This is a genomic window from Acidovorax sp. GW101-11A03, from assembly GCF_059424825.1.
On record NZ_JBWKZU010000074.1, the window covers coordinates 1 to 20,011 of the forward strand.

The 20,011-nt window shown below is 65.6% G+C and carries 18 protein-coding genes and 2 pseudogenes; 7 read left to right on the plus strand and 13 right to left on the minus strand.

Annotated features, from left to right (window positions below; translation table 11 throughout):
• From AC07Z7_RS21790 to AC07Z7_RS21810, 5 genes and pseudogenes are all read right to left on the minus strand, one after another.
• Positions 1-191, minus strand: a pseudogene (locus AC07Z7_RS21790) (ABC transporter permease); the annotation flags it as partial.
• Entirely contained in the window at positions 188-1,156 is a 969-nt protein-coding gene (locus AC07Z7_RS21795; protein WP_258536625.1) for an ABC transporter permease, read from the minus strand. The gene AC07Z7_RS21795 and the pseudogene AC07Z7_RS21790, both read right to left, overlap by 4 nt.
• Positions 1,153-2,766 (minus strand): ABC transporter substrate-binding protein, encoded by a 1,614-nt coding sequence (locus AC07Z7_RS21800; RefSeq protein ID WP_207253402.1) that lies wholly within the window; start codon positions 2,764-2,766, stop codon positions 1,153-1,155. Before AC07Z7_RS21800 ends, AC07Z7_RS21795 begins: the two co-directional genes overlap by 4 nt.
• A gap of 159 nt (positions 2,767-2,925) precedes the next feature.
• On the minus strand, positions 2,926-5,112 hold the full coding sequence (locus AC07Z7_RS21805; protein WP_494767643.1) for a TonB-dependent siderophore receptor: 2,187 nt from the start codon (positions 5,110-5,112) through the stop codon (positions 2,926-2,928).
• A 179-nt stretch (positions 5,113-5,291) separates the two neighbouring features.
• Positions 5,292-5,681, minus strand: a complete 390-nt coding sequence (locus AC07Z7_RS21810) for a DUF2946 family protein (protein WP_207253404.1) — start codon at positions 5,679-5,681, stop codon at positions 5,292-5,294.
• 124 nt (positions 5,682-5,805) lie between these two features.
• On the opposite strand from AC07Z7_RS21810, the gene AC07Z7_RS21815 reads away from it, so the two are divergent.
• Complete coding sequence (locus AC07Z7_RS21815) at positions 5,806-7,383, plus strand: hypothetical protein (RefSeq protein WP_207253405.1); 1,578 nt, start codon at positions 5,806-5,808, stop codon at positions 7,381-7,383.
• Between the two features lie 144 nt (positions 7,384-7,527).
• Here the strand turns inward: AC07Z7_RS21815 and mmsB are convergent, their stop codons facing one another.
• From mmsB to AC07Z7_RS21845, 6 genes are all read right to left on the minus strand, one after another.
• Positions 7,528-8,430 carry a 3-hydroxyisobutyrate dehydrogenase gene (gene mmsB / locus AC07Z7_RS21820; protein WP_494767646.1) on the minus strand — a complete coding sequence of 301 codons (903 nt, stop codon included), beginning with the start codon at positions 8,428-8,430 and terminating at the stop codon, positions 7,528-7,530.
• Positions 8,431-8,530: 100 nt separating this feature from the next.
• Positions 8,531-8,932, minus strand: a complete 402-nt coding sequence (locus tag AC07Z7_RS21825; RefSeq protein ID WP_207253407.1) for a DUF488 family protein, N3 subclade — start codon at positions 8,930-8,932, stop codon at positions 8,531-8,533.
• Positions 8,933-8,962: 30 nt separating this feature from the next.
• On the minus strand, positions 8,963-9,427 hold the full coding sequence (locus AC07Z7_RS21830) for a TfoX/Sxy family protein (RefSeq protein WP_207253408.1): 465 nt from the start codon (positions 9,425-9,427) through the stop codon (positions 8,963-8,965).
• 279 nt (positions 9,428-9,706) lie between these two features.
• Positions 9,707-10,873 (minus strand): acyl-CoA dehydrogenase family protein, encoded by a 1,167-nt coding sequence (locus tag AC07Z7_RS21835; RefSeq protein ID WP_207253409.1) that lies wholly within the window; start codon positions 10,871-10,873, stop codon positions 9,707-9,709.
• A gap of 42 nt (positions 10,874-10,915) precedes the next feature.
• Positions 10,916-11,296, minus strand: coding sequence for a lysozyme inhibitor LprI family protein (locus tag AC07Z7_RS21840; RefSeq protein WP_207253410.1), 381 nt, complete (start codon positions 11,294-11,296; stop codon positions 10,916-10,918).
• 193 nt (positions 11,297-11,489) lie between these two features.
• Positions 11,490-13,013: a CoA-acylating methylmalonate-semialdehyde dehydrogenase gene (locus tag AC07Z7_RS21845; protein WP_094291238.1), complete on the minus strand. Its 1,524-nt coding sequence runs from the start codon at positions 13,011-13,013 to the stop codon at positions 11,490-11,492.
• Between the two features lie 196 nt (positions 13,014-13,209).
• Between AC07Z7_RS21845 and AC07Z7_RS21850 the strand changes: the two genes are divergently transcribed.
• The 6 genes from AC07Z7_RS21850 to AC07Z7_RS21875 all read left to right on the plus strand — a co-directional run bounded on the left by AC07Z7_RS21850 (position 13,210) and on the right by AC07Z7_RS21875 (position 17,992).
• Entirely contained in the window at positions 13,210-14,109 is a 900-nt protein-coding gene (locus AC07Z7_RS21850; RefSeq protein WP_094291128.1) for a LysR family transcriptional regulator, read from the plus strand.
• A 96-nt stretch (positions 14,110-14,205) separates the two neighbouring features.
• Entirely contained in the window at positions 14,206-15,138 is a 933-nt protein-coding gene (locus tag AC07Z7_RS21855) for a patatin-like phospholipase family protein (RefSeq protein ID WP_207253411.1), read from the plus strand.
• Positions 15,139-15,301: 163 nt separating this feature from the next.
• Positions 15,302-15,889: an NUDIX hydrolase gene (locus AC07Z7_RS21860; RefSeq protein ID WP_494767644.1), complete on the plus strand. Its 588-nt coding sequence runs from the start codon at positions 15,302-15,304 to the stop codon at positions 15,887-15,889.
• A gap of 15 nt (positions 15,890-15,904) precedes the next feature.
• Positions 15,905-16,717 carry an expansin EXLX1 family cellulose-binding protein gene (locus AC07Z7_RS21865; protein WP_494767645.1) on the plus strand — a complete coding sequence of 271 codons (813 nt, stop codon included), beginning with the start codon at positions 15,905-15,907 and terminating at the stop codon, positions 16,715-16,717.
• Positions 16,718-16,770: 53 nt separating this feature from the next.
• Entirely contained in the window at positions 16,771-17,232 is a 462-nt protein-coding gene (locus AC07Z7_RS21870) for a YiiD C-terminal domain-containing protein (protein ID WP_207253413.1), read from the plus strand.
• 187 nt (positions 17,233-17,419) lie between these two features.
• On the plus strand, positions 17,420-17,992 hold the full coding sequence (locus AC07Z7_RS21875; RefSeq protein WP_207253414.1) for an EF-hand domain-containing protein: 573 nt from the start codon (positions 17,420-17,422) through the stop codon (positions 17,990-17,992).
• A gap of 160 nt (positions 17,993-18,152) precedes the next feature.
• On the opposite strand, the gene AC07Z7_RS21880 is transcribed toward AC07Z7_RS21875, so the two are convergent.
• Positions 18,153-19,781 carry a DHA2 family efflux MFS transporter permease subunit gene (locus tag AC07Z7_RS21880; protein WP_207253415.1) on the minus strand — a complete coding sequence of 543 codons (1,629 nt, stop codon included), beginning with the start codon at positions 19,779-19,781 and terminating at the stop codon, positions 18,153-18,155.
• 16 nt (positions 19,782-19,797) lie between these two features.
• Positions 19,798-20,011, minus strand: a pseudogene (locus tag AC07Z7_RS21885) (EmrA/EmrK family multidrug efflux transporter periplasmic adaptor subunit); the annotation flags it as partial.

A 20,011-nucleotide genomic window follows, 5' to 3' on the forward strand; every position in this document is an offset into this window, starting at 1 on the left:
GCGCTGGGGGGCTCCAGGGTGTTGCGCAGGTCTTGCACCACCGGGCTGGCGCCCACCAGCCAGGGGCCGAGCAGGGCAAACAGCGCCAGCAGGCCGAGCAGGGCCAGGCCCAGCATGGTGCGCAGCGGCCAGCGAGGCTGGGCCACCAAGCCGCCAACTGGCGAGGAAAGAGTGGAAGGCACAGCACTCATGCAGCCACCTTCTGGGTATGTCGGGGGTCCAGCGCCAGGCACGCCGCATCCACCAGCAGGTTGAACACTACAAACAGCACGCCCATGCACAAGGCCGTGCCTTGCACCACCGGGATGTCGCGCCCAAACACGGCGTGCACCAGCGCATGGCCAATGCCGGGCCAGGCAAACAGCGTCTCCACCACCAGCGCGCCCTCCACCAGAAACAGCGCCTGCACGCCCAGGTAGGCTGTCACCGGCACGGCGGCATTGCGCAGGCCATGGCGCACCAGCGCCTGCCAGTCGCTCAGGCCCTTGGTGCGCGCAAATTCAAAGAAGGGCGACACCACCACCTCCAGCATCGCAGCGCGGGTCACGCGCGCCAGCCCAGCGGCCAGGCCCAGCCCCAGCGTGAGCGCGGGCAGCACCAGACTGGCCTGGCTCTCGTCACCGCCCGCAGGCAAAAAGCCCCACTGCACCGCCACCAGCAGGATGAGCAGCACCGACAGCAAAAACGGCGGCAGCGCGCGCAGCACCACGGCCATCAGCCAGCTGGCCTTGTCCACCCAGCCCTGGGGGCGCAGTCCGGCCCACACGCCCAGCGGCACACCCACGGCAAAGGCAATGGCCAGCGCGGCGGCAGACAGGCGCAGCGTGGCGCCCAGGTGGTGCGTGACCTCGTGCCACACCGAACGCTGCGACACCAGCGACTGCCCCAGGTTGAACGTGGCCATGTCGCGCCACCAGTGCAACAGCGCCAGCCAGCCGGGGCGGTCCAGCCCCAGCTCCGCGCGCACCGCGTCGGCAGCGGCGTTGCTCACCAGGTCATAGCCATAGCGGCCCGCCGCCACGCGCATGGCCAGGTCGCCCGGCAGGGCGCGCACCATCAAAAAGCACAGCGTGCCGATCAGCAGGGAAACGGCCAGCACCTGCACCAGCCTGCGGCCGAGCAGGGCGGTCCAGGGTTTCGACATCAAGGGGTTCATGGGTTGTTCCACTCCATGCCGGTCAGGCGGTAAGAACGCTCCAGCGGGTCCAGCGTGACGCCCGCCAGCCGGGGGGCCACGGCCACATGCTGGCGGTACCACGCCACGGGGATCACGGGCAGCTCCGTTTGCAGGGTGCGCGTGATGGTTTGCCGCAGCGCGCGCGTGCGCTCGGGCGGCGTCTGGGTGCGCGTGAGCTCCTGCAGGGCCTGCACCACGGTGTCGCTGTGCCAGCCCATGGCGCCCCAGTCGCCGCCCTGGGCGGCAAGGTCGCTCGCCAGCGTGCCTGTGGGGTCGGGCACGTTGGCGTAGTTGCGTGCCGCCAGCGCCAGTTGCAGGCTGCCGTCGCGGTGGCCCCGGGGCACGTCGCCCGAGTTGCCGATGCTCACCTTCACCGCCATGCCCGCCAGCCGCCACTGTTCCTGCAAGGCGGTGGCAATCAGCGGCAGCTCGGGCCGGTCCACAAAGGTGCGGATCACCAGGTGCAGCGGCTGGCCCTCGGCATCACGCAGGCCGTCGCTGTGGCGCTGCCAGCCTGCGGCGCGCAGCAGGCGCGCGGCGGCTTCGGGGTCGTGCTGCAGCGGGGGCAGGTGCGGGTTGTGCCACGCGCCCAGCGTGGGGGGCAGCAGCTGCGTGGCGGCCAGCGCCTCGTCGCCCATCAGCGCCAGCGCAATGCCCGCGCGGTCGATGGCCAGGCTCAGCGCCTGGCGCACGCGCACATCGCGCAGCGCGGGCAGGCCCGCATTCAGCTTGACGATGACGGTGCGCGGCAGCGTGACCGAGGCAATGTGCACGGCGGTGCGGCGCGCCAGTGCGGGGTTATGCGCGTGTCGCTGCAGCCGCCGCAGGCTGGCCGGGTCCAGCCCATAGGCCAGATCGGCCCGGCCGCTCTCGGCCATCAGCGCGCGGGTTTCGGCACGGCTGGCGGCCAGGTAGCGCACGGCGGCAATGGCGGGGCGCGGGCCATCGTAGGCGTCAAACACCACTGTCTCCACCTGCTGCGGCGGCACCAGCACCGCAATGCGGTAGGGGCCGCTGCCAATGATGCTGCGCACCTTGCCGTCGGCCCCATAGCTGGCAGGGGCCAGCACCATGGTGCTGGAATGCGCCAGCAGCGCGGGCAGGGCAGTGTGGGGTCGTTGCAGGCGGATGAGCACCGTGCCCTCGTCGGGCGCGGTGACGGACTGGATGGGCGCCTGGCTCAACAGCGCGGGCGCCACCTGCGCGGCCTGCAGGCTGCGCACCACGGCGGCCGCCGTCACAGGTGTGCCGTCATGAAAACGCGCCCCGGGCCGCAGCTCAAAGTGCCACACCAGCCCATCCGCCGACCGGCGCCAGAGCCGCGCCAGCGCGGGCCGGGGCTGGCCGTCGTCTGCCGCATCCAGCAGGGTTTCGGTGACCTGCATGCGCGTGAACACATAGCCGCTGCTGGCGGGCGCCAGGCCGCTGATCTCCCACGGGCCGACGATTTGCAGCGGCGCGGGGGTGGAGGCGGGTGGTGTGCCCTGCGCCCACGCAACGGGCAGGGCGCCTGCCGCCAGCGCGGCCACGGGAGCTTGCAAGGCACGGCGGCGCGTCAGCGGTGAAAAGGGGTTGAAGAAACGATTCATTTCAGTGATTCATGGTGCTGTGCATGCAGTGCAGCCGCTGAAATTCGGGCGGCGATGGCGTCGGCATCTTTGAACTTCCACTCACCGTTCGGGCTGAGCCTGTCGAAGCCCTGCGCGGCGCTTCGACAGGCTCAGCGTGAACGGTTCTGGCTCACTGGGTCAAAACTTCGCCTGCAAACCCACGGTAACCGTGCGCGCCGCCCCCGGCGCCACCCACACGCGGCTGTACGAGCTGGTGTAGTGCACCTTGTCAAACACGTTGTCCACGTCCAGCGACAGGTTCAGCGTGGGGCTCAGCCGCCAGTACGCCATCAGCTTGGCCGTGGTGTAGCTGGGCAGCTCGAACGCGGCGGTGCCCGCATTGGCCTCGGCCTGCGTGCGGGCCTGGCCCAGGCGCTTGCCCATGTGGGTCACGCCGCCGCCCACGCCGTAGCGCTGGCCGTTGGCCAGCGCGTTTTCGTACACCGCCAGCACGCTGCCGTTCACACGGGGCACGTTCAGCAGGCGGCCGCCCACCTCCAGCGTGTTGTCGCGGGTCACCTCCACGTCGTTGACCACCAGGCTCGCATTCACGCGCCAGTGGGTGCTCAGGCGGCCCGCCAGGTCCAGCTCCAGGCCCCGGCTGCGCACCTCGCCTGCGGCCACCGAGAAGCCCGCGTTCAGCGGGTCGCTGGTCAGCACATTGCGCTTGGTGATGTCGAAAAGCGCCGCCGTGGCGCCCAGGCGCTGGTCGGCGCTCTCCCACTTGGCGCCCAGCTCCAGCGCGCGGGATTTTTCGGGGTCAAAGCCGTTGCCCGCCACATTGCTGCCCGTGTTGGGGCGGAACGAACTGCCCGCGTTGGCATACACCGTCCACCCCGGCGTGGGCAGCCAGCTCACGCCCAGTCGCGGCGACACTGCCGATGGGCTTTGCGCCGTGGTGCGGTTGGTGATGCGGTTTTGCAGGCTCTGGTCGTAGTGGTCGGCCCGCAGCCCGGCCATCACGCGCCACTGCTCACCCAGCTTCAGGGTGTCTTGCACATACAGCGCGGTGTTGCGCTGCTTCTCCAGCGTATCGGTGTTGCGCCCGGGCGTGGGCTGCGCCTGGCCGTACACGGGGTTGAAGATGTCGATGGCGTAGGGCGCGGTAGCGCTGGGGTTCACTCGCAGCATCACCGAATCCATGCTGAACCGGTAGCTCTCCACGCCCACCAGCAGCTCATGCTCCAGCCCGCCTGTGCGCAGGTTGCCCTGCAGCTCGGCCTGCACGGCCACGTCGTCCGACTGGAAGTCGCGGTACCGCCGCTGGCGCGTCAGCGTGCGGCCATTGGCCTGCAGCGCCGTGGCCTCGGTCGAGAAGCCTTCCATCCCCGTCTCGCGGTACGACAGCCCAACGCGGGTGCGCCAGTCGGGGTTCCACTCGTGCGACAGCACCAGCTGGTGTGTCTGGTTGGTCACCGTCACATCGCCATCGGCAGGCTCGCCCAAAAAGCGGCTGGCAGGCACCGCGCCCAGGCGGTTGTTGACGGCCACCACGCCCCGGTCCAGCGGCGTGGCGTGGCGCAGAAATTCGGCGGTGTACTCCAGCACCGTGTCGGGCGAGAGCTTCCAGGTGAACGCCGGGGCCACCACCTGCCGCTGCGCGCGCACATGGTCGCGAAAGCTGCCCTTGTCCTCCACCGCCACATTCAGGCGGTAGGCCAGCCGGTCGTTGATGGGGCCGGTGGTGTCCAGCGCCGCACGGCCCAGGCCGTAGCTGCCCGCATAGGCCTCCACCGAATGGGCGGCCTTCCACAACGGCTTTTTGCTCACGATGTTGAGCGTGCCGCCAGGCTCGCTGCTGCCATACAGGGCGGCGGCGGGGCCCTTGAGGAACTCCACCCGCTCCACCCCCGCCAGGTCGCGCGGCGCATTGAAGCCCCGGTTGGACGAGAAGCCGTTGAGCAGCGTCGCCATGCCCGTGTTCTCGTTGCCCGGCAGGCCCCGGATGGCGATGTTGTCCCACAGCCCGCCAAAGCTGTTCTGGCGCGAGACCCCGCCCACATAGTCCAGCACATCATCCAGCCGCGTGGCGCCCAGGTCGTCCAGCGTCTGGCGCGACATCACGCGCACGGATTGCGGCAGCTCGCGCAGCGGCAGGTTGGTCTTGGCCCCCTCGGCCTCGTCGGCGTAATAGGTGCCCGAGGCACTGCGGCCCACCACGTCTACGGCAGACAGGGTGGGTGGGGTGACCACATCGCCGTCTGCGGCCCAGGCGGGGTGGAGGGAGGCCAGCAGGGCGGCGGTAGCCAGGGCCGTCAAGGTTGGGCGGGGCAGGGGCGCAGGGCGTGAAGAAGAAACAGAATCAGGAGAAGACGAAGAACGCATGGCAAACCAGTCCAAAAGCGGTGAATGCAAAAGCCAGGAGCAACGCGGCTCACACCCGCCTGGGAGTTGGCAGGCGCACATGGCCGCGTGCCCACACCCACCCCGCGGGGGTGAATGCAAGGGCAAAAACGAGAAGGGGATGCGCTGGAGAGCGCAGGCTGGCTGGGGTCCGACGCGTGTCAGGCCCGCTGGGCTGGCGGAGGATCGCGTGCAGCAAACGGCCAGCGCACCTGCTGGGCCGTGAAGGGGTCTGCGCCTTGCGGCGCGATGGCGCCGGGTTCTGCGGGGACTTGCAGTTGGCGAGCCGGTGCATGCGCCAGCCCCGCCTCCAGCGCGTGGGTCAGGCACCAGGCGCAGGTGGTGTGTGTCTCTTCGCTGTGATCGTCGCTGGCTGTGGAGCTGGCTGCCAACGTTTCCACATCGCCTGCGGCTGCCGAGGCTGTGGCGCTGCGCACCAGATCCTGAATGTGCCGCGCCTCATGCAAGGGCGCACCCGCCAGCGCGTTGAACAACGCCACCAGCAGAAGCACGATGTGGAAAGGCAGGGCGGGGATGGTGCGGCGCAGCATGAGGGGATGCGAATCATACTCAACTGCGGGTTCTGGTTTGTTGAACAGGTTCGAAGGGCGTACGCTTCAAACAATCTGAGCACATGCTTTACCTGCCGCAGGTAGGCGGAAAAGATTCCAAAAAATGCCAACGAACAACCTTAACTCCATCGAACAGGAAATCGACGACGCTTTCGCTAGCAACGCACTCGTGGGTGTGCCGTGGACGCAAAGCGCGTGGACACTGCTTTCAGTCGTCGAAGACCATCATTTCAAAGTCAGTGTTATTCGCCCTCTCGCAGATCATGAGGCTGCAATTTACGTAGATGGCTTAGTTAATTCGATGACTTATCCCATGCGGGTTCTTTGGGCGCGCGCATCTCGCGTGTCAACAATTCTTGATCGCCGCCACATCGAAGAGCACTACGGTCTGGCGCAAGAATGGCTTAGTTCGGCGGAGGACTATGTGCACTTTTGTAGCATTTTCCCCCTGTACCGTGCCAACGCAATTGATCTGAGCATAAATGGAAATTTCTTAGAGCCCACCGACTGGTCAGTAACAGATCATTCTTTTGAGGCCTACGATCGCTTTGTGGCAAAGCGAGATCCGAGCCAAGAGCGTACGCTGGACAGCAACGCAATTGTTGGGACGCTTCGTAGCTGTATTCGTGCGAGCGGTGGAACGTACAGCATCGATTTTAACCGCCGATTATTCGATCAATTGCAGAAGCATTGGGGGCCGGCCTTTGATGGACGACATGTGTTACCCGAAGACTGGCAATTCACCCGATTTTCACTTGTTCAATATCGGGCCGTTTTTGTTTGCTTGCAAATTGCTTCTGAGGCTTGGTTTGTAGCGCGGCAAATCGTTGCTCCTGGAGTGCGGGGCATCGCTTACGAAAGCTCAGTTTGGGTGCCGCGCAAGGGCGCTTTATTGAAACTGCTTATGCGACAAACTGAGTTACCGGCATCTATCATTCAATCCGTCCTCGAATACCTCACTTTTGGCGAGGTTGGTATAAGAAATCCGGATGTGGCAATTCAGCCGTTAATAGATCTCGACAATGGGCACTATGCCGTTTCACCCTTTCTCATGACTCAAGTTCACGCCGAGCGCAACATATGCGTTTTGCTGAATCAAATCCCCGCAGATCGCAAGATCTACGCAGCGCTTGTAAATGAAAAAGAGTGCGTGCTTCGAGCTGAGACCATTCAATCGCTTCAGCCGTTTGGTTTCGATTTCAAATATGGCGAGGTTGGTGCTACGGACGTTGACCTCGCAATCATCGATCACACTGCGAAAGTTTGTCTGTGCATTGAACTCAAATGGTTCATCGAACCCGCCGAGATACGGGAGGTATTGATGCGTTCTGAAGAACTACAGAAAGGAGTCGGCCAAGCAAAAATCCTTACGTCAATGTACTCCGCCGGGGATGCTAGGTTTTTTGCACTTCTTGGAATTGATGCTGACTACGAGTTCCAGGCCATGGTCGGCTCCGTAAACTTCATTGGTCGTCCCGGTATCCAAGATCCGGGAATACCGATTGCAAAACTCTGGCATGTTGTTGCCAGAATAAAAGAGATGGGATCGCTAGGAGCTGTAGTTCAATGGCTGAAACGCCGGGAATATTTGCCCGTACAGGGGCGAGACTATAGCGTGCATGAAGTCCCGATTCAGTCAGGACGATGGAAGTCTCGTTGGTATGGACTTGCTCCTGAATAAATAAAAAATTTAACGGATGAAACTGTTTGAAATTTTTCTATAGTTCAGTGTACTCAATTGGTCATCTGATTGGTGGATAGGTATTCTCCGCACTGGCGGATGAAAAACGCCAGCAAACGCTGGCGTTTCTTTGCAAAAGGGAAATTACCCCTTCTGCACCATCTTAATAATGCTGGAAAAATCCAGCCCCCCATGCCCCGCCAAGCTGTGCGCCGCATACAAATTGCGCGCTATGCCCCCCAGCGGCGTAGCAGCCTTCACCGCCATCGCGTTCTCTTGCGCCAGACCCAAATCCTTGAGCATCAGGTCCGTACCAAAACCGCCCGCATAGCCTTTGCTGGCAGGCGCGGTTTCCATCACGCCGGGGAAGGGGTTGTACTTCTCCAGCGCCCAGTTGCCGCCCGAGCTGCGGCGCATGATTTCGCTCAGCACCTTGGGGTCCAGGCCGTTGGCTACGCCCAGGGCAATGGCTTCGCTGGTGCCTGCCATCAGGATGCCCAGCAGCATGTTGTTGCAGATCTTGGCCGTCTGGCCTGCGCCCACGCTGCCTGCGTGGAAGATGTTGGCGCCCATTTTTTCGAGCACAGGGCGGGCGCGTTCCAGGTCGGCGGCGTCGCCGCCCACCATGAAGGTCAGCGTGCCTGCAATGGCGCCGCCGGTGCCGCCCGACACGGGGGCGTCGATAAAGGCCACGCCCTTGGCCTTGGCGGCCTCGGCCACTTTGCGCGAGGTGGCGGCTGCGATGGTGGAGCAGTCAATGATCAGCGTGCCCGCAGGCAGCTGGGCCAGCAGCTCGCCCGCGCCTAGGAACAGGCCTTCCACATGCTGGCTGGCGGGCAGCATGCTGATGACGACTTCGGCGCCTGCGACTGCCGCCTTGGCGTCGGTGGCGATGGGCACGCCGTCTGCCGCCAGCTTGTCGCGCGCGGGTTGCGAGAGGTCAAACGCGCGCACTTCGTGGCCTGCCTTGTGCAGGTTGTGTGCCATGGGGCCGCCCATGTTGCCGAGGCCGATGAATGCGATTTTCATGGTGTGTTGCTCCTTGATGTCGTTGTGATGGTGAAAGGGAATGGGTGCGGATTTAGTATGAATTTGATAGCTATAAAGGCATATCCATAGCGCGGTAGCGGCCTAAAAAGCTTGAAATCTAGGGGCTGATGTCGGCCCCACGGCTTGCCAGCTCGGCGCGCAGCACCGAGCGGTGGCAGCGGGCTTCGTCCTCGCAGTAGCAGCCCAGCGACATCGCGCTGTGGTGCGACAGCGCAGCCAGCAAATCGAGCGTGCGGCTGGCCTCGGGCTGGGCCAGTTCTTTGCGGAACTGTTTGGTGAAGGCATCCCACGCCTTGTCGCCTTCTTGGCCGGTGGGCACCTGCTGGCCCTGGGCCATGAGGTCGGCGCTGGGGGAGAGCAGGGGGTACCACACGTCGTAGTAGTCGCGGCTGGCGAACTCAGCCTTGGGCACACCACGCGGCGGGCGGCGCACGGTGCCGATGCGGGTGCCTTCCCCGGCGGTGCGCGGGGTGCCAAGGCGGACGATGCGTAGGGGCATGGTGGTGGGCTCCGGGGTGGGTGGGGCAGATCAGTCGTCGGCTTCGAAGATGCTGTGCTTCTTCGCGGCGGCTTTTGTCTTCGGCTTGGTGCCGGTGCTGGCGGACGCTTTCTTCGCTGCAGCCGGGGTGTTGGTTGTTTTCTTCTTGCGCGGAGAGGCCTTGGCCAGTGGGTTGTAGGCAAGGGCTTCTTCGACCCAGTAGTTCCACTGCGCGCGCGTGGCGTAGCCGTTGGGCTCCACCCAGAAGTAGCCCTGCATGCCGCCGCCGGGCGAGAGTTCGCGGGTGTTCTGCATCTCCTGCAGTTCGCCGTGGCGGTCCGGTGGCAGGCGCACCAGCAGCTCTTCACCTTTGATGCCAATGCACAGCTTGCCGTCCACAAAGAAGCAGTAGCAGCCGAACATGGTCCGTTCTTCCACGTCGCTGCGGTGCGCGAGTGACGTGCGCACGGCGTCGATCAGGTGCAGGGTTTCGTCGGAGAGGGGGCGGGCGGGCATGGTGGCTGGTTCAAATGGCGCTGGCTAGATACCTGTCTCAGAGGGTTGTCGCCCCCTCTCCGCTTGTGGGAGAGGGCTGGGGAGAGGGGTGAAACCGGCGCGGCGCGGGTGCAGCCCCCTCTCCCCAACCCTCTCCCGCGAGGGGAGAGGGGGTAGCCCCCGGCGCTGCTACGGGTGCGTGGGCTGATGTTCCTGTCCGAGAGTGGTTTTTCATGAGGAAAATTGGCCGTTACCGCCCGTTGGATAAGCGCTGGTAGCTATGAAAACAGGAGTAAGCGCTCAGCGGATCACCTCCGTCGCATCCCCATCCAGCATGCGCCGCGCAATGATGACCCGCATGATTTCGTTCGTGCCTTCCAGGATCTGGTGCACGCGCGCGTCGCGCAGCAGGCGCTCCAGCGGGTACTCGCGGATGTAGCCGTAGCCGCCGTGCAGTTGCAGGGCGTCGTTGATGACGGTAAAGCCTGCGTCGGTGGCAAAACGCTTGGCCATGGCGCAGTAGGTGGATGCATCGCGTGCACCGGCGTCGAGCTTGCTGGCGGCCAGGCGCACCATCTGGCGGGCGGCGACCAGTTCGGTCGCCATGTCGGCCAGCTTGAACTGCAGGGCCTGGAAGCTGGCGATGGGTTTGCCGAACTGCTTGCGGTCTTGCATGTACTGCTGGGCAGCGTTGAGCGCGCCTTGCGCCGCACCCACCGAGCAGGTGGCGATGTTGATGCGGCCACCGTCCAGGCCCTTCATGGCGATCTTGAAGCCTTCGCCTTCGCGGCCCAGCAGGTTTTCGGCAGGGATACGCACGTTGTCAAAACTGATGGTGCGCGTGGGCTGGCTGTTCCAGCCCATCTTCTGTTCCTTCTTGCCGTAGCTGATGCCGGGTGTGTCGGCGGGCACGGCAAAGGCGCTGATGCCGCTGGCGCCTGATGCTGCATCCCCAGTGCGGGCCATGAGCACCAGCACGTCGGTGCTGCCTGCGCCGCTGATGAAGGCCTTGGCGCCGTTGATGACGTATTCGTTGCCCACCAGCTCGGCGCGGGTCTTGAGCGAGGCGGCGTCGGAGCCCGCGCCGGGCTCGGTCAGGCAGTAGCTGGCGAGTTTTTCGCCCGTGGTGAGCAGTGGGCCCCAGTGGTCGCGCACGGTGGGCGTGGCCCAGGTGCCCAGCATCCAGGTGGCCATGTTGTGGATGGTGATGAAGGCGGTGGTGCTGGGGTCGATGGCGGCCATTTCTTCAAACACCAGCGTGGCGTCCAGCCGGGGCAGGGCGAGGCCACCGGCGGCTTCGGGCGCGTACAGGCCACAAAAGCCCAGCTCGCCCGCCTTGGCGATGGCTTCTTTCGGGAAGATGCCTTCCTCGTCCCAGTGCGCGGCGTGGGGTGCGAACTCAGCTTGTGCAAAGTCGCGGGCCGTCTGGGCAAAGGCGCGTTGTTCTTCGGTGAGTTCAAAGTCCATGGTGTTCTGTCTCTTTGATTTTTGTTGTTCTGGTGGCCTTGCTCAGGGCTTGGCGGACGGGTGGTCCAGCGTCAGCCAGCGCATCAGGCCTTTGCGGCGCGCCTGGGTTTCGGCCGTCAGGCACTCGTGGTACAGGCGCGGCCACTGGGGTTGCGATTCGTTGCTGCGCTGCATCTGCTTGCAGCGGGTGGTGCGCTCGCGCTGCCAGGCCGTGTGCTCCTGCCGCAGCTGGGGCCGTTCGTGGGCCGACAGGGCGCGCATCACGTCGCCGTAGAGGATGGCGATCTCGGTGTCTGCCGCCTGGAAGGCTTGCACGGCGCAGGCGTTGGTTTCTTCCACCGTGCCGCCGGGTTTGCAGGCGGCACCGGCCTGTGCGTGGGCACGAGCGCCCATCAACACTGCGCAAGCCGTACCGAAGACCATGGCCCATCTCCGCATCGTTGTCTGAAAAGTTTGCATGCACCGCTTTTACCATCGACCACAGTGGTCACGACTGGCGCGGCCTAAGGCCAGTGCCACCGTGCAAGGGCCGCCCCGCCGCACGGGTGGCGTCCCCCTTCCGCATCGCGCAGCGATGCAAGAGAAGGGGGAAGGCGCGTAGCGCCTCAGGGGGATGTCACTTCAAACTAATCGTCGTATTCACACCATGCGAGATGGTGCTGTCGTCAAACCAGCGCGCCGTCACCGTCTTGGTCTGCGTGTAGAACAGAACGACCTGCTTGCCGTAGGGGCCCAGGTCGCCCAGCTTGGAAGCGCGCGAGCCCGAGAACGAGAACAGCGGCACTGGCACAGGGATTGGCACGTTGATGCCGACCTGGCCCACGTCGATCTCTTCCTGGAACTTGCGCGCGGCCGCACCCGACTGGGTGAAGATGGCGGTGCCGTTGCCATTGGGGTTGCTGTTGATGAACTCGATGGCTTCGTCAATGTCGGCTGCGGCCGACAGGCACAGCACGGGGCCAAAGATTTCCTGGTCGTAGATGGCCATGCCTGGCTTGACGCCGCTGAACACCGTGGGGCCCACGAAGTTGCCCTTTTCGTAGCCGGGCACATTGGGGTTGCGGCCGTCCAGTTCCAGCGTGGCGCCGTCGGCAATGCCGCGCTCGATCAGTCCTTGCACACGGTCCTTGGCGGCGCATGAGACCACGGGGCCCACGTCCGTGCCCTTTTCGGTGCCTGCGCTCACCTTGAGCGTTTTGGCCTTCTCGACCAGTTCAGGGATCCACTTTTGCGCTTCGCCCACCAGCACCACCACCGACAACGCCATGCAGCGCTGGCCTGCGGCACCAAAGGCGGCACCAGCCAGGGCGTTCAGGGTCTGTTCCTTGTTCGCATCGGGCAGCACGATGGCGTGGTTCTTGGCGCCCATCATGCATTGCACGCGCTTGCCGTTGAGGCTGGCGCGGTTGTAGACGTGCGTGCCCACCTTGGTGGAGCCCACGAAGCTGATCGCCTTGATGTCCTTGTGGTCGCAGATCGCGTTCACAGCGGCTTCGCCACCGTGGATCACGTTGAGCACGCCAGGGGGGATGCCCGCTTCAAGCGCCAGCTCCACCAGGCGCATGGTGACCATGGGGTCTTGCTCGGACGGCTTGAGCACGAAGGTGTTGCCCGTGGCGATGGCCATGGGGAACATCCACAGCGGGATCATGGCCGGGAAGTTGAAGGGGGTGATGCCTGCGCACACGCCCAGGGGCTGCAGCAGCGTGTAGGTGTCCACGCCACCGGCCACGTTGTTGGCCAGCTCGCCCAGCTGCAGGTTGCCGATGCTGGCCGCGTGTTCGACCACTTCCAGGCCACGGAACACATCACCTTCGGCGTCGGGCAGGGTCTTGCCTTGCTCTGCCGTGAGGATGGCGGCCAGCTCGGCCATGTTCTCGCGGATCAGCTGCTGGTACTTGAGGAAGATGCGGGCGCGGGCACCGATGGCGGTCTTCTTCCAGGTCTTGAAGGCTTCCTGGGCCGACGCCACGGCGGCGTCGATTTCTTCAGGCGTGGCAAACGGCACACGGGCCAGCACTTCCTGCGTGGCAGGGTTCACCACGTCGCGCCACTGCGTGGTCTTGGATTCGACGAACTTGCCGCCGATCAGCAGTTTGACGGTGGGGGCCAGCACGGCCTGGGAAGTCGGTGCATTCATGGGTTTGTCTCCTGGGTTGGCACGCGGCGGTTTGCCGACGAATGGCGCATCGTAGCTGTGCAAAATTGCTGAAGCAATAGACAATGCTGCACTTTGGTTTTGCAAATTTGCACAGCATTGATCGCCACGCCTTGCCCGGCACGCCGATCGCGGCACTGGGCACTGGCGAGCGCGTTCAACTACCGTTTCTAGGATCATGGACTGGGACAACCTGCGTTACTTTCTGGAGCTGGCCCGCTCCGGCACCCTGGCCGCCGCCGCCCGCCGCGCGGGGGTGGAGCACACCACCGTGGCGCGCCGCATCCAGGCGCTAGAAAAGCAGATGGGCGCCGCCCTGTTTGCGCGCGAGGCGGGCGGCCACCGGCTGACCGAGGCCGGGCGCCAGCTGCTGCCCGCCGTGGAGGCCATGGAAACCGCCGTGCTGGGCGTGGAGCGCGCCGCCCCGGCGCAGGCGGGGGCAGGGCCCTCGGGCCTGGTGCGCGTGGGGGCCACCGAGGGCTTTGGCACGCTGATCCTGGCGCCGCACCTGGCGCGGCTCACGCAAAAGCACCCGCATTTGTCCATCGACCTGCTGGCGCTGCCGCGCATGCTGCACCTGTCGCGGCGCGAGGCGGACATCGTCATCTCGCTGGAGCGGCCCACGCGCGGCTCGGTCATCGTCACCAAGCTGGCCGACTACACGCTGCACCTGTACGGCCAGCGCGAATACCTGGCGCGCCGCCCCTTGGTGGCCACGCGCGAAGACCTGCGCCACCACGCGTTTGTGAGCTATGTGGACGACCTGCTGTTCACCAAGGAGCTGCAGTTTCTCGACCAGCTCTACCCGCCCGAACGGTTTGCCATGCGCAGCACCAGCGTCACGGCGCAGTACGAGGCGGTGCGCGCCGGGGCCGGGCTGGCCGTGTTGCCCGCCTTTCTGGCCGACACTGACCCGGTACTGGCCCGCGTGCTGCCGCAGGAGGCGCGCTTTACCCGCACCTTCTGGATGAGCATGCCCGCCGAGGCGAAACACCTGGCGCGCATGCAGGCGGTGTGGAGCTTTTTGAAGGAAGTGGGGCAGGGGGAGAGCGGGCGGCTGCGGCCGGACCGGCGGTAGAGCCGTGGCGGGCCCATCGCCTGCACGATTCTTCTTGGCATCCGCCGGGGCGCCGCCTAGCATCCGAGCCACCTATCTGCGTACCAGGAGGCGCCCATGGCCAAGTACCGAATCCTCAGTCTGGACGGCGGCGGCCTGCGCGGCCTGATCACGGCGCGGCTGCTGGCCCGGCTCAATGCCGATCCGCAGGTGGCGGGGTGGCTGAACACCGTGGACCTGTTTGCAGGCACCTCCACTGGCGGCATCCTGGCGCTGGGCCTGGCCTCTGGCAAAACGCCCGAGGAAATCTGCACCGTCTACAAGGAGCGCGGCGGCGTCATCTTTGACGACAGCATCTGGGACAACCTGCGCGACCTGGGAAAAACCGTGGGCGCAGACTACTCCAGCAAGGGCCTCAAGGCCGAGCTGAAAGCCGTGTTTGGCGACCTGAAGCTGCGCGACATCTCCCGCAAGGTCGCCATCCCCACCTTCGACCTCGACAATGAGGAAGTGGCCGCCAAACGCACCTGGAAGCCCAAGATCTTTCACAACTTCAAAGGAGCGGACTCGGACGGCGAGCAACTGGTGGCCCACATCGCCCAGTACACCAGCTCGGCGCCCACCTACTTTCCCTCGGCCGACGGGTACATCGACGGCGGCGTGTTTGCCAACAACCCCAGCATTGTGGCGCTGGCCCAGGCGATTTCACGCCGCAACCAGCCCGCAGAGCGCGCCGCGCTCCATGAAGTGGTGATGCTGTCGCTGGGCACCGGCGTGAGCCTCACCTACATCAAGGGCCAGGCGCTGGACTGGGGCTACGCGCAGTGGGCGCAGCCGCTCATCAACGTGCTGATGGACGGCGTGGCCGGTATCTCGGACTACCAGGCCCGGCAACTGCTGGACGACCGCTACCACCGCCTGCAGATCGTCTTCCAACCGAACGAAACGATTGCGCTGGATGCGGTGGACAAGCTGGACCGCATGGACGAGATTGCCACGGGGCACCCGCTGCAGGAGACGGTGGATTGGCTGCGCACAACCTGGCTCTAGAGATTCTTGCATCGACGCATCCGGATTGAGCAGGATTCGGCGGCTGTCTCCTCCCCGCGCCCTGTTGCGATTGCTTGCAATCTGGCCGGTGCCTGGCGATGCCGACAAGGGCGGCAGTGGATAGGATCGCGTCGCCCTGTGTCCCTCTCCGGTTGCTGCCCCCATGACCACGATGCCTGCCGCCAGCGCGGCTTCCTGCCTTGATCCCTCCACCATCCGCGTGCGTCAGCGTGCGGCTGCGGTGGTGCGGCGCGCGGACGGCCAGGTGCTGTTGCACCGCCGGAAGGGGGATGTGTTCTGGGCGTTGCCGGGCGGCGCCATCGAGCCGGGGGAGAGTGCTTCAGAAGCCCTTGCGCGCGAGCTGCATGAAGAGCTGGGCACGGCCGTGGCCGTAGGGGCCCTGGCCTTTGTGGTGGAGAGCTTTTTTCACCATGCGGGCGAGGCCTGCCATGAGCTGGGGCTCTATCTGCATGCCACCCCGCTGCCAGGCTCGCTGCTGGCACGCTGTGACGGACCGTATGACGGTGTGGAAGGCGTCCAAGGCGGGGAGCATGGGGAGGGAGACAAGGCACTCGTCTTTGCCTGGTTCTCTGTGCAGGCGCTGGCTGCGCTGGATGTGCGGCCAGGCTTTTTGCGCAGCGCGCTGGCCCAGCCACCGGGCTCTGCCGGGGCACTGCACATCGTTCACCGAGACCCGCAGCCATCCCCCTTAGCGCCCCCTCTTGCGGATACTCCGCCATCGTTTTCTTGAACCGAGGCCCCTGTGATGACACTGCCCTTGTTAAGCCCCGCCCGCCCTATCCGCCACGCGCGCCATGCGGCACTTGTGTTGCTGGTGTCCCTTGTCGCCTGCGGGGGCGGAGGCTCGGCCGATGGGCCCGGCACGGGGGCCGATGCGCCCGCTCCGGCGCCCGCCCCAACGCCAGCGCCTGCACCGGCGCCAGGGCCGTCCCCAGCGCCTTCTCCTTCTGTGCCCGGCGCGCTTTCGCCCACCTATACCGGCGAAGGCACGTTCTACGGCGCCACGGGCGGGGGCAACTGCACTTTTGACCCGAGCCCGGACAACCTCATGGTGGCGGCCATGAATGGACCTGACTACGCGGGCAGCGCCGTGTGCGGCCAGTTTGTGGCCGTGACCGGGCCCAAAGGGGCCGTCACCGTGCGCATCACGGACCAATGCCCCGAGTGCAAGTCTGGCGACCTGGACCTGAGCGCTGAGGCCTTTGCGCGCATTGCCGACCCGGTGGCTGGCCGGGTGCCCATCCGCTGGCATGTGGTGCCAGGGGATGTCAGCGGCCCGGTGCGCTACCGCTACAAGGAGGGCAGCAGCCGCTGGTGGGTGGCCATCCAGGTGCGCAACCACCGCCTGCCCGTGACGGGTCTGGAGATCAAGCCCAGCGGCAGCGCGGACTGGATTGCGGTGGCGCGGACCGACTACAACTACTTCGTTCACCCCAGCGCGATTGCCACCGGCCCGCTGCAGGTGCGCATCACTGCCCTGGGCGGTGCCACACTGATCGACACGCTGCCCGAGCCTTCTGATGGGGTGGTTGTTGCTGGCACGGGGCAGTTTCCGTAGGCCATGCCGCGTTTCTTGTTTTTGTCCGTTTTCAGCACAACTGCCTCCGCACCGTGAACTCTCTCGAACTCCAGGCCTATCTGCACCAGCACATTCCTTTGTCCCACGCCATGGATGTGAGCGTGGTGGAGGCATCGCCCCACCAGGTGGTGCTGAGCGCGCCGCTGGCGCCCAACATCAACCACCGCGACACGGTGTTTGGCGGCAGTGCCTCGGCCGTGGCCATTCTGGCGGCGTGGTCCATGCTGCACCTGCGGCTGTCGGCCGAGGGGCTGGGCAGCCGCCTGGTGATTCAGCGCAACACCATGGACTACCTCGCGCCCATGGCGGGCACCTTTACCGCCGTGGCCCAGGCGCCGGCCGCGCAGGTGTGGCAGCCCTTTGCGCGCATGCTGCAGCGCAAGGGCATTGGGCGCATCGTGCAGGCGTCGGTGCTGCACTACCAGGGCGAGGCTGCGGGGCAGCTGGAGGGGGAGTTTGTGGCGTTTGGGCCTGGCTACGTGTCGCCAGCCTGAGGGGCGCGAGCCCCGGGCGCCACGGCGCGTGCTCCGGGTAATCCTGCAAAGTGGGCCGGGGAGCCCCGTTTTATTGCGCCACCGCCGCCTGCTGCGCAGCGTACGCTCCGATCACAAGGCGAAGCGGTGGCTGGCGGGAGGTTTCCCAGCACGGCACCGGGATGTCGCCACGCAGGAGTTCAAGGCGATGTCACCTCTTCTTTCCGGTCTTGCATCCGTAGCCTCGCTGGTCTTCAACGCTGCCTCCAGCGGGGCGGCCAAGTCTGCTGCGCCCCGGCGTGGTAGCGAAGAAGCGCAGGCGCAGCCATCGGCCGTGGTCACGCTCAGCCCCCAGGCCGAGGCGCTGGCGGGGTTTGCGGGCAAGGGCATTCTGGTGTCGCAGGGCAAGGTGGATGGGGCCCTTGGCGCCGTGCAGCGCGGCGGCGGCAGTGGTGGTGGCCTGGTGGGCTTGCCTGCGGCGGGGGGCTCGGTCTCTGCGCAGGACTTCAAGGCGCTGCTCAGCGAGTTTGGTGCGGACGATGCCCAAAAGGAGCAGATTGCCGCCGGGTTTGACACCAGCAAGGACGGCCGGATTTCGCACAAGGAGTTTCTGCAGGGGCTGGCGAGCACGTCGATCACCCGGCAGGGCAATGATTTTTCGCAGGCCGTGCTACAGCTGATGGACCGCAGCGGCATTGCCGATGGGGTGGTGAGCCAGAGCGAATTTGCCGCGCTGGCCACGGCGTTTGCCAATGCAGAAAAGCGGGTGGGGGCTGCATAGGCCCATTGCGGGCCACGTGGCGCACCCTCAACACAAAAGCGGCTCCGAGGAGCCGCTTTTGTCATCAATTGCTATGTAAAAGATAGCAAACTTTTGTTTTCTATGAAGCGGAGAGGGCGTTTTTTCCTCTTGATAACGCCCTGGTTCGACCTGGTCTGCGCTAGTGCGCGCCGCCAGCATCGGCGGCGCCGCCTGCCGTTCTGGCAGGCCGCTTGGTCAGCCAGATCAGCGCGATCAGCAGCAGGAACAAACCTGCCGATCCCAAAAAGATGTCATTGGCCGCGCGCGTGAACGCCTGCTGGTCGATGAGCCGGTTGATCTGCGCCAGCGCTTGCATCTGCGTGAGGCCAGACGCGGTGAGGCTGTCCAGCGTCTGTGCAAACACGCCCTGGCCCTGCACCAGCCCTTCGGTCAGGTGCGCATGGTGCATGGCGGCGCGGCTCTCCCACAGCGTGGTGGCGATCGACGTGCCCATGGCACCGGCGGTGATGCGCACGAAGTTGGAGAGGCCTGCCGCCGCCGGGATGCGCTCTGGCGCCACACCGGCCAGCGTCAGCGTGGTCAGCGGGATGAAGAAAAACGCCATCGCCGCGCCCTGCAGCAGCGTGGGGATGAGGATGTGGATGAAATCCGTCTGCACCGTGAACTGCGAACGCATCCACAGCACCGTGCTGAACACGATGAACGCGCCCGTGGCCATGCGGCGCGGGTCCCACTGGCCTACCTTCTTGCCCACCAGCGGCGTGAGCAAAATGGCAAACACGCCCACCGGCGCCAGCGCCATGCCGGCCGAGGTGGCGGTGTAGCCCATCCACTGCTGCAGCCACAGCGGCAGCAGCACCACGTTGCCGAAGAACAGCGCATAGGCCACCGACAGCGCCAGCGCGCCAAAGGTGAAGTTGCGGCCCTTGAAGAGTTTCAGGTCCACCACCGGGTGCTTTTCGGTCAGCTCCCACACCAGAAAGACGGCAAACGCCACCACGGCGACCACGGCCATGGTGATGATCTCGCCCGAGGCGAACCAGTCCAGCTCCTTGCCCTTGTCGAGCATGAGCTGCAGCGCGCCCACCCACAGCACCAGCAGGCTGAGGCCCACCGTGTCGATGGGCAGTTTGCGGATGGGGGTCTCGCGCTGGCGGTAGATGCCCCAGGTGAGCACCCCGGCCAGCAGACCCACGGGCACGTTGATGTAGAAGATCCACGGCCACGAGATGTTGTCCGTGATCCAGCCGCCCAGCAGAGGCCCCACTACGGGTGCGACGAGCGTGGTCACGCCCCACAACGCCAGGGCGGTTCCCGCCAGCGCCTTGGGGTAGCTGGCGAGCAGTAGGGTCTGGCTCAGCGGGATCATGGGCCCCGCCACCAGGCCCTGCAGCACGCGGAAGAACACCAACGCCTCCAGCGAGCCGGCAAAGCCGCACAGCCAGGACGTGAGCACGAACAGCAGCACGCTCATGGTGAACAGCCGCACCGCGCCAAAGCGCTGCGTAAGCCAGCCAGTGAGTGGCACCGAGATGGCATTGGCCACACCAAAGCTAGTAATGACCCAGGTGCCCTGGCCCGGGCTCACGCCCAAGTCACCGGCAATGGCGGGGATGGAGACATTGGCGATGGACGAGTCCAGCACGTTCATGAACGTGGCCAGCGACAGCGAGAGCGTGCCCAGCAGCAGGGCGGTGCCTTGCAGCGGTGGGTAGGCGGCAGGCGGCCCGGGCGGGGCAGGGGTTGGTGTTGCAGCAGGCGCCGAATTGGCTGGCGCCTGGTCTGCAGTGGGGTTGGCGGCGGTCATGCGCTATCCACCCCGTTCACTGCACCACAGGCGACTGCACTGCCGAGGCTACCGGGGCCGAAGCGTGTTGCTGCTGGCTTTGCGCGGGCGCCTTGCCCACCTTGGGCGATGCCACGGCCACGGCCGCCTTGCCGCTGCGGCCCAGGTTGGCGGCGATGATGTGGGCCACCTCGTCGTCGGCGGCCTTGAACTGCTCGTTGAAAACAGCGGTGGCGGCCACGGGCGTGGTG